Consider the following 12,802-nt stretch of genomic DNA (forward strand, 5'->3'; position numbering starts at 1 on the left):
TAGGTAGGGGTGGCGGGGGACGGGCCGGTCCGGCGCGGGCGGGACCTGCCCGCCCGCGCCGGGGCCGCTTCAGTACTCGGAGAACCCGTTGGCGTCGAAGTTGTGCCGCTCGTCGCCGCGCAGCGGCGGGTTGAACACGCTGATCAGCTCCATGTCCTGCTCCGGGTCGGCGATCAGGAAGTGCTCGTCGTGCTGGTCGAGGGCGTAGATGACGCCCGGCGCGATCTCGTGGGTGACCCCGTCGGCGATGACCCGGCCGCTGCCCGAGATGCAGTAGCAGGCCTCCAGGTGGTTGCGGTACTGCAGCGGGGACTTGGAGCCCGCGGCGACCACGGTGTGGGCGACGGCGAAGCCCAGGTTGTCCTTCTCGACGAGGAGCCGGAAGCTGGTGCCGTTGCCCCAGTCGACGGCCGGAACCTCGGACCTGGTCTTGACGATCATGGTGGTTTCCCTTCTGTCCTGACGCCTGGTGACGGACGTGTGCGCTGCTGTGCACGGGACGTGGACGTGCGGTGGCGGTCGGTCGGGGTGGCGGGATCAGACGAGGCTGTGGGCGCCGTCGACGAAGGAGGCGATCGAGGCCACCGAGCTGAACTGGGCGGGCGAGATGTCCTGGTCCTCGATCGGGATGCGGTAGCGGTCGCCCACCCAGGCGATGAGCCGCAACAACCCGAGGCTGTCGACGATCCCGGTGTCCAGCAGGTCCAGGTCGTCCGGGAGCTGGTCGAGCGGGATGTCGGGGGCGAACGCGCTGACGATGAACTGCCGGATCTCGGCTTCGTGGGACATCGGTGCTCCTTTTCGCCAGGCCGCCGGTCGGCGGTGCTGAGGGGAACCACCGGGGCGGGAGGCCGCGGTGACTGGTGCGGGTGCCCTGGGGGGCGCCAGGGCGGTCCGGGGCGCGCCCGCGGTCAGCGGGGCGCGGGAACGGCGCTGCTCAGTAACTCGACGAGGAGCACCTGCTCCTGGTCGGTCCGTCCGACGTGCTCGCCGCGCACCACCTGACGAAGGTCGCCGACCAGCCGGTAGCACGGCTGGGGGTGGATCCGGGCGTGCGCCGGTCGGGCCAGGCCGTGCGCGGCGGCCGACCCGACCAGGGACAGGTCGTCCACGAACACCTGGTCGATCTGGTTGGCCAGCATCGGCGGCAGGTCGTGGCCGGACGCGTTGACCAGCAGCGCGCCCTTCGCCAGGTGCGGCGGCGGGCCCGGGCACGGGAGCCGGTCGGCCGCCCCGACGACGATCACCAGGTTCGCCCCGAAGACGGCCTCCGCCGGTGAGTCGGCGCGGGTCAGGGTGATGCCGGCCAGGTCCAGCTCGTCGACCGTCCGGGCGTCGAGGGCGTCCCCGTCCGGCGTCGTGGTGGTGCTGGTCGCCCCGTCCGGCGTCGCCACCTGATCGGTGAGGAAGACCGAGACGAGACTGACCCAGGAGACGTACCGGGCGATCACCATGGCGTGGATGTGGACGGCGCGTCCCGGTCCGATGACCGACGCGGTGACCACCTCCGGGCCGAGCAGGTGGCGGGCGGCCAGGGCCGCCAGGACGGCCGTGTGGAACGCGACCCGGTCCCCGGGCGTCTCCGGACGGGCCGGCCGGGGGCATCCCAGCCGGTCCCCGATGTCCGTCGACAGCGGGGACGTCGCGCCGGTCATCAGCCGCTCGGTCACCAGGTCGACAGGGTCCACCGCCTCGGCGTCCGATAGCGGATCGGCGCACAGGCGGGGAATGAGGCTGTCCATCGGACGCTCCCTCCGTGGTGGTCTCGGCTGCGATCCACACGTTGGGCGTCGTTCCTATCGAGCCGCCTTCGAAGGACTATCGATCGCGCACGACGCCCGAACAACGAACGGAGGCCGGGTCGATAGGGGAAGACGGTCTGGTGATGGCACACCGCCACGGCGGAGACCGCATCTGGAGGGAACGAAAATGTCCGTCACCCGCATGTCCTTCGCCACCACCGTCAGGTCCGTCCTCGCCACCGCCGCGCTCGCCGCGATCATCGGTTTCGGCGCCGCCCTCACCGGGGGCGCCGGGTCGGACGCCCCGCTGGCGGGCGGAACCTGCCCCCAGGACACCCACTGGAGCGTCGAGCTGGGCGTCTGCGTGGCGGACACCCACTGGTGAACCGACCCGGCCAGCCCGAGAGGGGCGCCCCCAGTGGGGGCGCCCCTCGGCACGTCCCGGCACGCCCGGGCCGCCGACGGACCCGCGCCCCTCCCCGGGCTGCGCCGACCGCCACCCACCGACCCGGCCGCGCCGAGCGCCGCCGAGCAGGAGCGCCGCCGAGCAGGAGCCCGCCGGTCACCGGCCCGGGCGCGCCGGGCGGCTTGTCTCAGGCGGGGAGCGGGACCTGCCGGGCCAGCCCGGCGGCGCCGTCGCTCGACGGCGGTTCCTCGGGAAGCAGGTCCGCCTCGGCCAGCAGCGAACAGGCCCGCTCGTACCACAGCGTCGAGCCGAGCTGCTGGAACAGGTCACGTGCCGCCCGCAGGTGCGCCACCCCGACGCTCACCCGACCGGTGCCCAGGGCGATCTCGCCGAGGGAGTACCGGGCCCGGGCCTCGATCAGTCGCTCGCCGAGCCGACGGGACCGCTCCAGCGTGTGGGTCAGGATCATCGCGGCGTTGTCCGGCCGACCCTCCCGGTGCCGGAGCAGCCCCAGACCGTACAGGGCGTGCATCTCGCCGATCCGGTCCCCGGTGTCCCGCACGATCCGCAGCACCCGGTGCAGCGCCTGCCGGGCCAGCTCGATCTGGTCGGTGGCCAGGTAGACCTCGGCGAACCGGTGGGTCACCTGCGCCTCCACGCGCAGGCACCCGGTCTCCTGGCAGATGGTCAGCGCCCGGTCGAGCAGCTCGAGCGCGCCCCGGTGGTCGCCGCCGTCCATCCGGTGCTGGGCCAGGCTGCGCATGATGTGCGCCTCGCCGATGCGGTCACCGACCCGGCGCATGATCTCCAGGGACTGCTCGTACCGGGTCAGCATCGACGTGGTGTCCCCGCGCAGCCGGTCGATGTGCGCGGCGTTGCGCAGCACCAGGGCGCCGCCGTACTCCACGCCCTCGGCGGTGAAGATCTCCAGGGCGGTGGTGAAGCAGGCGTCCGCCTCGGCGAGCCGGCCCTGGAACATGTGCAGGGTGCCGAGGGAGTAACGCATCGCCGCCATGCCGGTCCGGTTGCCGGCCCGCTCGGCGGCGGCGTACGCGGTGGTGCCGCACTCCCGCCAGTCGTCGAAGTACCCCTTGGCCTCGAAGAGACTGACCGAGGTCAACGCCAGGTCCCAGCAGAGCTCCGCCAGACCGGCGTCGGCGGACTGCCGGACGGCGACGATCAGCGCCCGCCGTTCCGCCTCCCACCAGTCCGCCGGGTCACCGACGTGCGCCGCGGCGTCGGCCCGGTCCATGCGCCACCGGGGGGCGGTGCCGTGCAGGGTGGTGTAGCTGCCGCCGTAGGTGCTGCGGTGCGCCTCCTCCGCGAGGGCCAGCCAGCCGCTGAGCACCCGGGCCAGCGCCGCCGTACGCTCCTCGTCGGTCTCCACCTCGGCCAGCTTCTCGGCCGCGTACACCCGGACCAGGTCGTGCAGGCGGTAGCGCGGCGCCGCGTCCGGAAACTGCACGATGTCGACGAACTGGGCGTCGACCAGGCTCTCCAGGATGTCCTCGGCCTCGATGGCGCTGCTGCTGTCCAGCAGGGCGGCGGCGGTCCAGCTCGGGAAGTCCGGGGCGCGCATCACCGAGCAGAGCCGGAGCAGTCGTTGCGCCGCGTCGTCCAGCGCCCGGTACGCCAGCTCCATGTTGGAGCGCAGCTCCAGCCCGTGGTGGGTGAACTCGTCGAGTCGTTTGGCCTCGTCCCGGAGCCGGTGCACCAGGCCGCTCAACCGCCAGTGCGGGCGGGAGGCCAGCCGGGCCCCGGTGATCCGCAGGGCCAGCGGCAGGCCACCGCAGAGGTTCGCCAGCTCGGCGGCGTCGTCGTGACCGGCCTCGACGCGCTCCGGGCCGACCATCGCGGTGAGCATCTCCAGTGACTGGGCCAGGTCGAAGACGCCCAGGTCGACCAGGCGCGCGCTGGGCAGGCCGGTGAGGCGTACCCGGCTGGTGACCACGACCGCGCAGGACGAGCTGCCGGGCAGCAGCGGCAGGATCGGGATGTCCGGCGGGACGTCGTCGAGGACCAGGAGCAGCCGCTTGCCGGAGAGCATGCTGCGGTACAGCTCGCCGCGTTCCTCCACCCCGTCGGGGATGGCGGAGCCGTTGACGCCGAGGGCGCGCAGGAACCGGGCGAGCAGCTTCGCGGTGTGGTCCTGCCGGTCCCAGGAGCGCAGGTCGGCGTAGAGCTGACCGTCCGGGTAGTGGTCGCTGAGCTCGTGGGCGGCGCGGATGGCGAGGCTCGACTTACCCACCCCGGCCATCCCGGAGACGACCACGATCGGCATCCCGGGGCCGGCCTGGTCGCCGTCCGGATCCCGGCCGAGGAGCTGGCGGATCCGGTCGAGCTGCCGCTCCCGCCCGACGAAGTCGATGATGCTGGCCGGAAGCTGTCGTGGCAGCACCGCCGGGGCGCTGCGCGGGGGCGGTGGCGTCCACTTCGGGGTGGCCGGCGGCGCGCTGGGTGGCGGCTGTTCGTCGACGGTCCCGAGCGACGGGTCGCGTTGCAGGACGGCCCGCTCCAGGCGTTGCAGCTCCTCGCTCGGGTCGAGTCCGAGCTCGTCGGCGAACACCGTCCGGGCCTGGCGGGCGGCCTTGAGCGCGTCGGCCTGCCGGCCGCACCGGTAGAGCGCGAGCATGAGGAAGGTGTGCAGCCGCTCGCGGAGCGGATGGTCCCCGACGAGGCCCTGCAACTCGCTGACCGCCTCCTGGTGCGCGCCCAGCTCCAGGTCGAGCTGGATGCGTGCCTCGAGGGCGGCGAGCCGCTGCTCGGCCAGGACGGTGGCGGCCCGCTGGACCTGCTCGCTGGGCACTCCGGAGAGCGGGTCGCCGCGCCACAGCGCGAGCGCCGTCCGCAGGCTCCGGACGGCTTCGGTCTTCGCGCCCGCGTCGACCTGCCGGCGGGCGTCGGCGACCAGCGCGGCGAAGTGGAGACTGTCCACCTCGGCGGTTTCCAACTGGAGGAGGTAGCCCGGCGGGCGGGTGCTGATCGCCTGGGCCCGGCCGGCGTCCTCGAAGAGGCGACGTAGCCCGGAGATGCAGATCTGGATCTGGCCGCGGGCGGTGGTGGGTGGGTCGGCCCCCCACACCGCGTCGATGAGCTGGTCCACCGGGACCACCCGGTTGATGTTGAGGCCCAGCACCGCGAGGACGATCCGCTGGCGCGTTCCGCTCAGCTTCAGCGGCCGGTCGCCATTGATCAACTCCACCGGGCCGAGTAGTCGCAGACCCATCCAGTCTCTCCCCCGCCGGCAGTGAGTGATCTGTTGGCCAACAATACGCCATTGGAACGTTTGTATCGACGATTAACGATAGTGAGAACTATCTGTTCGATGGGAATGGATTCGTTGGGTGGTCGGATGCTCTGGTTGTAGGCGCGGCCGTCGCCCGACGCCCGGAGCGGCGACGGGACGGGCCACGTCCACGGGAGCGTGGGTGCGACTTGTCCCTGAAAGACGTATTGCACATGAAAAAGATGGCCGACGGGTCGATCCGGTCCGACAATCACGTCAGAAAAGTAAGCAGGATCGGGACGACGGGAAGAAGCGCCGGTAGTAAAGGAGCGCCGCCGTTTCCCTGTCGCACGTCGTTACCGCTGCCCGGAAGGGTCGTCCCGGTCAGCGGGACTCGGCGGGGCACGCGCGGCGTCACGACCCGCCCTGACCGGATCGGCTGGCGCGCGACGGACGCCGCCCACGAACGCGAACCCCCGGGTCCCGGGCCTTCGCGGAGCGCGTACGGCTGGTCATGGAGCTGACCGCGCGCCTCAACGCGCCGCCCCTCGACGACCTCGACGCCCGCCGGACGCTGACTGCTGCTAGTGGATCTCCACGAACGGCAGTCTGTTGGTGAGGGGGTGGGGGTTAGGGAGCGGTGAGGGTGGAGTGGACGGGGGTGAAGCGGCCGTTGGTGTGGGCGGAGGTGGAGATGGCGGTGAGGATCTCCAGGATGTGGAAGCCGCGGGCGGCGGTGGCTGCGGCGGGGCGGTCGGTGAGGATGGAGCGGGCCAGGTCGACCAGGCCCATGCCCATGAAACCGTCGGCCGCGGTCGGCCCGGCGACCACCTCGGTGAAGTCGGCGTCACCCTTGCCCTTGACCAGCACCGGACCGCCCCACGAGTTGGCCTGGGCGGCGACGATCGTGCCCTCCGTACCGTGGATCTCCAGGTGCGGGGCGCGGGTGGCGGCGACGTCGAAGCTCGTCACCAGCGTGCCCAACGCCCCCGAGGCGAACTCCAGCACGCTGGTGACGTGCGTGAACGTGCCCACCTCGAAGGTGACGCCGGCGCGGGGGCCGGTCAGCACCGTCCGCTCCGCGCGGGGGGTCGCGCCGAGCGCGCCCACCCGGGCCACCGGGCCCATCAGCGCGGTCAACACCGCCAGGTAGTACGGGCCGATGTCGAACAGCGGGCCGGCGCCCTCCTGGTAGAGGAACTCCGGCTCCGGGTGGAAGCGTTCCGGGCCGGCGTTCATCATCGTCGCGTTCACCGACACCGGTACGCCGATCCGGCCCGCCGCGATCAGCTTCGCGCAGGCCCGCGCCCCGGCCCCGAGGAACGTGTCCGGGGCGGCGCCCACCCGCAGCGACCTCGCCTGCGCGGTCTCCACGATGCAGCGGGCGTCGGCCAGCGACGTGGCCAGGGGCTTCTCCGTGTAGACGTGTCGGCCGTGGTCCAACGCCCGCAGGGTCAGGTCGGCGTGCGCCCGGGGCGGCGTCAGGTTGAGCACCAGGTCGACCCCCGGACCGGTCAGCAGCTCGTCGACCGACCGTACCTGCGGCACCTGGTGGGTGGCGGCGAGCGCCCGCGCCCGCGCCGGGTCGGCGTCGGCGCAGGCCACCACGGTGACCTCCGGCTGGCCGGCCAGGTTCGCCACGTACCGGGAGCTGACGTTCCCGCAGCCCAGCACCCCCACCCGTACCGTCTCGCGCTGGTGGACCATGTCAGTCGAGCCTGACCTCTCGGCCGGTGCGCGCCGACTCGTAGACGCCGGAGAGCATCCGCATGACCTCAGCGCCGTGCCACACCGGGGCCACCTGCTCGGCCCCGCCGAGGCAGAGCGCCACGAAGTGGTCGATCTCGGCGGCGAAGCCCGCGGCGAAGTCGAACGACAGGTGGTCGATCTGCGGGTCCACGTTCAGCATGGTGTCGGCCAGCTCGGTGGCGATCCGCAGCTTCGGTTCGAGTTGCGCCCCGCCGCGCTCCCCGAAGACCGCCACCTCCAGCCGGTCCTCCAGCGCGTGCAGGGAGTAGCTGGTCTCCAGGGTCAGCGACGCGCCGTTGTCGAAGCGGACCAGGGCGGCGGCGAAGTCCTCCACGTCGTTGCGGGACGGGTCGTAGTCGGCCACCTTGTACCGGGACAGCGACGTCACGTTCGCCCGGTTGCCCAGCCGGTTGTGGGTGACCGCGCTGACCGTGACCGCCTTCGGGGTGCCCATGAAGTACCAGCACAGGTCCAGCACGTGCACGCCGATGTCGATCAGCGGGCCGCCCCCGGAGCGTCCGCTGTCGGCGAACCAGCCGCCCGGGTTGCCGAGCCGACGGATGTTGGTGGCCCGCGCGTGGTAGACCGGCCCGAGCAGACCGTCGTCCACGAACGACTTGAGCACCCGGGCGTTGGCCCCGAACCGCCTGACGAAACCGACCTCCAGGTGCCGGTCGTTGCGTTCGACCGCCGCCACCAGCGCGTCGGCCTCGACGACCGTACGGCTCAGCGGCTTCTCCACCAGCACGTGCTTGCCGGCGTCCAGGGCCGCGGTGGCGATCTCGGCGTGACTGTCGTTCCAGGTGCAGACGCTCACCGCGTCGACGTCCGGGTCGGCGAGCAGACTGTCCAGGGTCGGATGCGACCGGGCCACGCCGAAGGTCTCCGCCTTCTGCGCGGCGCGGTCCTGGTTGAGGTCGTACACGCCGGCGAGCTGGACCCGGGGGTTCGCGGCGTACGCGGCCAGGTGCATGTCGGCGATGCTGCCGGCCCCGATCACGCCGACGCCGAGCCGGCTCACCGGGCCGCCCCGGCGGCGGTCCCGGCGCTGGCGGCCCCGGCCCCGGCGACCCCGGCGGCGTCGGCCCCGGCGGCGTCGGCCCCGGCCTGGGCCTCGGCGAAGAGGCGCTTGGCGTTGGCCAGGCCGATCGGGTTGGCCATCAGGCACTCCTCGATGCCCTCGAACTCGATGGAGATGAACCCGTCGTAGTCCGCCGCGACGATGCCCCGCACGATCCGCGGCATGTCCAGGTCGCCGTAGCCGACGATCGAGCCGAGCAGGTACACCCCGCCGGGCGTGTGGTGCCAACCCTCACCCGGGTACCGGGTACGGACGTAGAAGTCCTTCAGGTGCACGATGCTGGCGTACCTGGCGTTCTCCGCCACCGACACCACCGGGTTGTCGTCGACCGACATGAAGTTGCCGACGTCCAGCGTGGTCCTGAAGTTCGGCTCGTCGACGAGGTGGATGAGCCGCCGTACCCGCTCGCCGCCGTTCACCAGCAGGCCGTGGTTCTCCACGCTGGTGGTGATGCCGTACTGGGCGGCGTACCGGGCGATCTCCTGACACGCCTCCACCATCCGGGGCATCAGCGCCTCGAAGTCGGCGATGTCCGTCGCCCGGTGCGCCCACCGGGCGACGTCGTGCCGGAACAGCCCGATGCCCAGCTCGGCGGCCACGTCCAGGTGCCGCTTGACCCGCGCCATCTGCCGGGCCGCGTCGTCGCCGAGCAGGTCGGCCGGGACGACCAGGTTGGACAGGGTGACGCCCCGGTCGGCGGCGCGGGCCTTCACCTCGGCCACGAACGCCGGGTCCTGGTCGAGCGTGGAGGTGTCGTTGGAGATCTCCGGCGACAGCGACACCGTCGCGATCTCCATGTGGGTGGCGTCGCTCGCGCCGATCCAGTCGATGACGTCGAACAGGCTCATCCGGCCGGTGCGCAGGTGCTGGTAGAAGGAGTACGAGCTGAATCCGAACTGCACGGAGACGTCCTTTTCTCTGGTCGGGATGGGTCAGGTGAGGGCGGCGTACCGGCGGCGGCGCTCCGCCTGGCGTACCGGATCGGGGATGGGCGAGGCCATCAGCAGCCGCCGCGTGTAGGGGTGCCGCGGCGCGGAGGTGACGGCGTCGCCGTCACCGGTCTCGACGATGCGACCCTTGAGCATCACCGCGACCCGGTGGCAGACGTGACGCACCACCGACAGGTCGTGCGAGACGAACAGGTACGCCACGCCGGTCTGTTCCTGGATGTCGATGAGCAGGTCGAGGATGCGGGCCTGGGTGGAGAGGTCCAGGGCGCTGACCGGCTCGTCGCAGACGATCAGCCGGGGTCGCAGCGCGAGCGCCCGCGCGATGGCGATGCGCTGCCGTTGCCCGCCGGAGAACTCCCGGGGGTAGCGGCGTCCCGCGTCGGCGGTCAGGCCGATCTGCCCGAGCAGCTCCCCGATCCGTACGGCGGCGTCCGCGCGGGACGCGCCCTGCGCCCGCAGCGGCTCGGCGAGGATGCTCGCCACGGACATCGCCGGGTTCAGCGACGAGTACGGGTCCTGGAAGACGACCTGGATGTCGCGGCTGAGCGCCCGGCGGGCCCGCCGACCGGCCCGGGTGATGTCGACGCCGTCGAAGGTGACCGTGCCGCTGCTGACCGGGGCGAGGCCCAGCAGCGCGCGACCGAGCGTGGTCTTGCCCGACCCGGACTCGCCGACCAGGCCGACGGTCTCGCCGGCCCCGATCCGCATCGACACGTCGTGCAGCGCGTGGAACGACGGTCGACGCCAGCCGGACCCCCGGTAGACGACGTTGAGGTCACGCACGTCGAGCAGGGCGGTGTCGGCGCGGTCGGCGGCGGGGCGGTCGGGGCTGTCGGCGGCGGGGGTTTCGCCGGCGGGCTTGTCGGCGCTGTGGTCGGCGGTCACCGGGACGCCTCCTGACGGCGCGGACGCCCCGCCCGGGGCGGGGCGTCCTCGAGGGTCGAGTCCAGCAGCATGCGGGTGTACTCGTGCCGGGGGTCGGCGAACAGGTCGGCGACCGGGCGCTGCTCCACCACCAGGCCGTCGCGCATCACCGCCACCCGGTCGCAGATGTCGGCGACCACGCCCAGGTTGTGGGTGACCAGGATCAGCCCCATGTCGCGTTCCCGTTGCAGGTCCCGCAGCAGCTCCAGCACCTCGGCCTGCACGGTGACGTCGAGCGCGGTGGTGGGCTCGTCGGCGATCAGCAGCTCCGGGTCGCAGGAGACCGCGCCGGCGATCAGGACCCGCTGGGCCATGCCCCCGCTGAGCTGGTGCGGGTACGCGGCCATGGTGCGGGCCGGGTCGGGGATGCCGACCCGGTCGAGCAGGCCCAACGCCCGCTCGGTGGCCTCCCGGCGGGACAGCCGCAGCTTGCGGCGCATCGGCTTGGTCAGTTGCGCGCCGACGGTGAACGACGGATCCAGGTTCGACATCGGCTCCTGCGGGACGTACGCCATCCGCTGGCCGCGCAGCTTCTGCATCTCCCGCTCGGGCAGCCCGACGAGCGACCGGCCGCCGAGGGCGAGCTGCCGGGCCGCGACCTGGGCCTCCGGCGGGAGGAGACCGAGGATCGCGAACGACGTCTGGGACTTGCCGGACCCGGACTCCCCGACCAGGCCGAGCACCTCACCCCGGGCGACGTGCAGGGACACGTCCCGGACGACGGTCTTGGTGGCGCCGTCCTCGGCGACGTACCGCACCGCGAGCTGCTCCACGCGCAGCAGGACGTCGTCGGGGACGTCGGACGGATCCGGCGCGGCCGGGGCGTCGGTGGTGACCGCCGGCAGCGTCGCCGGGGGCGGGGTGGCGGCCGGCAGCGTCGCCGCCGGCAGCGTGGCCCGGCGGGCCCGGCGTCGGCGGCCGGTGCCGAGCGAGTCGGCGAGGGCCGCCCCGACCAGCACCAACGCCATCACGGTGAGGCCGATGGCGACACCCGGGGCGACGACCAGCTCGGGCGCGCGTTGGAAGTTCTGGAAGGCGTTGCTCAGCTCGCCGCCCCAGCTCGGCCGCTCCGGGTCGCCGAAGCCGAGGAACTCCAGGCCGGACTGGACGATGATGGCCATGCCGAAGATGAACGAGCAGCGCACCAGCACCGGCCCCAGCACCACCGACAGCACGTGCCGGAAGATGATCCGCAGGTCGGAGAGGCCGGCGACGCGTGCCGCGTCGAAGTACAACTCCTCGCGTACGCCGATCACGGCGGCCCGGGTGAGCCGGAAGAGGTCCGGCGAGGCCAGCACGCCGAGGGTGATCATCGTCGGGGCGAGGCCGCTGCCCAGCGAAGCGATCACCACGATGATGATCAGGATCTCCGGCAGCGACATGAGCATGTTGGAGAACCAGCTCGCCAGCCCGTCGAACCACTTCGCGTGGTAGCCGGCGAGCAGGCCGGCGGGCACCCCGCACAGGATCGCCGTGACCACCATGATCGTGCCGGCCTGGAGGCTGACCCGGCCACCCCACAGCAGCCGGCTCAGGATGTCGCGGCCGTTGCCGTCGGTGCCCAGCGGATGGTCGCCGCTCGGCGGGCGCAGCGCCTCGGCGAGCACCACCAGGTTCGGGTCCTGCGGGGCGAGCAGGGGCGCGAGGAGGCTTGCCAGGACGATGGCCAGCAGCACGCCGCCGGCGACCACGCCCATCGGGTTGCTGAGGAAGGCGCGAGCTCTCCGGAACGTCAGGCCCGCGCCGGCGGTCACGTCGGCGCTCATGTGGTCCGTACCTTCGGGTTGAGGGCGGCGTAGACGATGTCGACCGCGAGGTTGACCAGGACGACGACGAGCACCGTGAAGAGCAGCACGCCCATGATGACCGGGACGTCGCTGTTGCCGGAGGCGTTGATCGCGACCGCGCCGATGCCCTGGAGGCCGAACACCCGCTCCACGATCGCCGCGCCGCTCATCGCCGCGATGAACTGCAACGACAGCATCGTCAACGCGGGCGGGGCCGCGTTGCGCAGCACGTGGGTGAGCAGGATGTTCCGCGTCGACAGGCCCCGGCTGCGCAGCGTACGGACGTAGTCCTGGTTGTTCACGGTGATCACCGAGTTGCGGAGCTGCTGGGCGATGGCGGCGATCGAGCCGATCGACAGCGCGACGATCGGCAGGGTGATGGACAGCAGCCAGCCGCTCGGCGAGTCCTGCAGGTGCACGTACCCGGTGGCCGGGAACAGCCGCAGTCGCACCGCGAAGACCAGCGCCAGGATGATCGCCACCCAGAAGTTCGGCAGGCTGAACCCGAGCACCATGACCACCTGGAGCACCCGGTCGAAGCTGCCCGGCCGGGTCGCCGCGAGCAGGCCGAGGGCGATGCCCAGCACCGCCGCCACCAGCACCGCGCCCAGCGCGAGCGAGACGGTCACCGGCAGCCGGCTGACGATCAGGTCGATCACCTCGGTGTTCTGCGCCGCGGACGTGCCCAGGTCACCCCGCAGGGCGCTGAACAGCCAGTCCAGGTACTGCTCGACGACCGGCCGGTCCAGGCCGAGCTGCTCGCGCCGGGTCGCGACCTGTTCCTCGGTCGCGTACAGGCCGAGCGCGCCCCGCGCCGGGTCGGACCCGGTCAGCATGAGGAAGAAGAACATCCCCGTGACGACGGTGAACGCCAACAGCAGGCCCATGGCCAGGCGCCGAGTGACGAAGCTCAGCATGCCGGCAACCTCCTAGAAGA

The 12,802-nt window shown here is 72.3% G+C and carries 11 protein-coding genes; 1 reads left to right on the forward strand and 10 read right to left on the reverse strand.

Annotated elements, in window-relative coordinates; all coding sequences use genetic code 11:
* Positions 1–69: 69 nt before the first annotated feature.
* The 3 genes from O7606_RS00225 to O7606_RS00235 form a co-directional block, all read right to left on the reverse strand.
* Positions 70–441 (reverse strand): ectoine synthase, encoded by a 372-nt coding sequence (locus O7606_RS00225; RefSeq protein WP_281596943.1) that lies wholly within the window; start codon positions 439–441, stop codon positions 70–72.
* 96 nt (positions 442–537) lie between these two features.
* The gene (locus O7606_RS00230) at positions 538–789 is read right to left on the reverse strand and encodes a phosphopantetheine-binding protein (RefSeq protein ID WP_281596944.1); all 252 of its coding nucleotides are present in this window, start codon (positions 787–789) and stop codon (positions 538–540) included.
* 122 nt (positions 790–911) lie between these two features.
* On the reverse strand, positions 912–1,742 hold the full coding sequence (locus tag O7606_RS00235; RefSeq protein WP_281596945.1) for a hypothetical protein: 831 nt from the start codon (positions 1,740–1,742) through the stop codon (positions 912–914).
* A 187-nt stretch (positions 1,743–1,929) separates the two neighbouring features.
* Between O7606_RS00235 and O7606_RS00240 the strand changes: the two genes are divergently transcribed.
* Positions 1,930–2,127 carry a hypothetical protein gene (locus O7606_RS00240; RefSeq protein WP_281596946.1) on the forward strand — a complete coding sequence of 66 codons (198 nt, stop codon included), beginning with the start codon at positions 1,930–1,932 and terminating at the stop codon, positions 2,125–2,127.
* A gap of 208 nt (positions 2,128–2,335) precedes the next feature.
* Here O7606_RS00240 and O7606_RS00245 read toward each other — a convergent pair whose 3' ends face one another.
* The 7 genes from O7606_RS00245 to O7606_RS00275 all read right to left on the reverse strand — a co-directional run bounded on the left by O7606_RS00245 (position 2,336) and on the right by O7606_RS00275 (position 12,782).
* A complete protein-coding gene (locus O7606_RS00245; RefSeq protein ID WP_281596947.1) occupies positions 2,336–5,374 on the reverse strand; it encodes an AfsR/SARP family transcriptional regulator in 3,039 nt (1,012 codons plus the stop codon).
* A gap of 630 nt (positions 5,375–6,004) precedes the next feature.
* Positions 6,005–7,081 (reverse strand): Gfo/Idh/MocA family oxidoreductase, encoded by a 1,077-nt coding sequence (locus O7606_RS00250; protein WP_281596948.1) that lies wholly within the window; start codon positions 7,079–7,081, stop codon positions 6,005–6,007.
* 1 nt (position 7,082) lies between these two features.
* Positions 7,083–8,144: a Gfo/Idh/MocA family oxidoreductase gene (locus tag O7606_RS00255; protein ID WP_281596949.1), complete on the reverse strand. Its 1,062-nt coding sequence runs from the start codon at positions 8,142–8,144 to the stop codon at positions 7,083–7,085.
* The gene (locus O7606_RS00260; protein WP_281596950.1) at positions 8,141–9,106 is read right to left on the reverse strand and encodes a sugar phosphate isomerase/epimerase family protein; all 966 of its coding nucleotides are present in this window, start codon (positions 9,104–9,106) and stop codon (positions 8,141–8,143) included. Before O7606_RS00260 ends, O7606_RS00255 begins: the two co-directional genes overlap by 4 nt.
* Before the next feature lie 30 nt (positions 9,107–9,136).
* Complete coding sequence (locus O7606_RS00265; RefSeq protein ID WP_281596951.1) at positions 9,137–10,039, reverse strand: ATP-binding cassette domain-containing protein; 903 nt, start codon at positions 10,037–10,039, stop codon at positions 9,137–9,139.
* Complete coding sequence (locus O7606_RS00270) at positions 10,036–11,844, reverse strand: dipeptide/oligopeptide/nickel ABC transporter permease/ATP-binding protein (protein ID WP_281596952.1); 1,809 nt, start codon at positions 11,842–11,844, stop codon at positions 10,036–10,038. The genes O7606_RS00265 and O7606_RS00270 overlap by 4 nt, the downstream gene beginning before the upstream one ends.
* A complete protein-coding gene (locus tag O7606_RS00275) occupies positions 11,841–12,782 on the reverse strand; it encodes an ABC transporter permease (RefSeq protein WP_281596953.1) in 942 nt (313 codons plus the stop codon). The genes O7606_RS00270 and O7606_RS00275 overlap by 4 nt, the downstream gene beginning before the upstream one ends.
* Between the last annotated feature and the right edge of the window lie 20 nt (positions 12,783–12,802).

The organism is Micromonospora sp. WMMD882 (assembly GCF_027497255.1).
Taxonomy (GTDB): Bacteria; Actinomycetota; Actinomycetes; order Mycobacteriales; family Micromonosporaceae; genus Micromonospora.

Coding starts and splice junctions, on each gene's coding strand:
- O7606_RS00225 (WP_281596943.1), bottom strand. CDS start 441: ATGATCGTCAAGACCAGGTCCGAGGTTCCGGCCGTCGACTGGGGCAAC.
- O7606_RS00230 (WP_281596944.1), bottom strand. CDS start 789: ATGTCCCACGAAGCCGAGATCCGGCAGTTCATCGTCAGCGCGTTCGCC.
- O7606_RS00235 (WP_281596945.1), bottom strand. CDS start 1,742: ATGGACAGCCTCATTCCCCGCCTGTGCGCCGATCCGCTATCGGACGCC.
- O7606_RS00240 (WP_281596946.1), top strand. CDS start 1,930: ATGTCCGTCACCCGCATGTCCTTCGCCACCACCGTCAGGTCCGTCCTC.
- O7606_RS00245 (WP_281596947.1), bottom strand. CDS start 5,374: ATGGGTCTGCGACTACTCGGCCCGGTGGAGTTGATCAATGGCGACCGG.
- O7606_RS00250 (WP_281596948.1), bottom strand. CDS start 7,081: ATGGTCCACCAGCGCGAGACGGTACGGGTGGGGGTGCTGGGCTGCGGG.
- O7606_RS00270 (WP_281596952.1), bottom strand. CDS start 11,844: ATGAGCGCCGACGTGACCGCCGGCGCGGGCCTGACGTTCCGGAGAGCT.
- O7606_RS00275 (WP_281596953.1), bottom strand. CDS start 12,782: ATGCTGAGCTTCGTCACTCGGCGCCTGGCCATGGGCCTGCTGTTGGCG.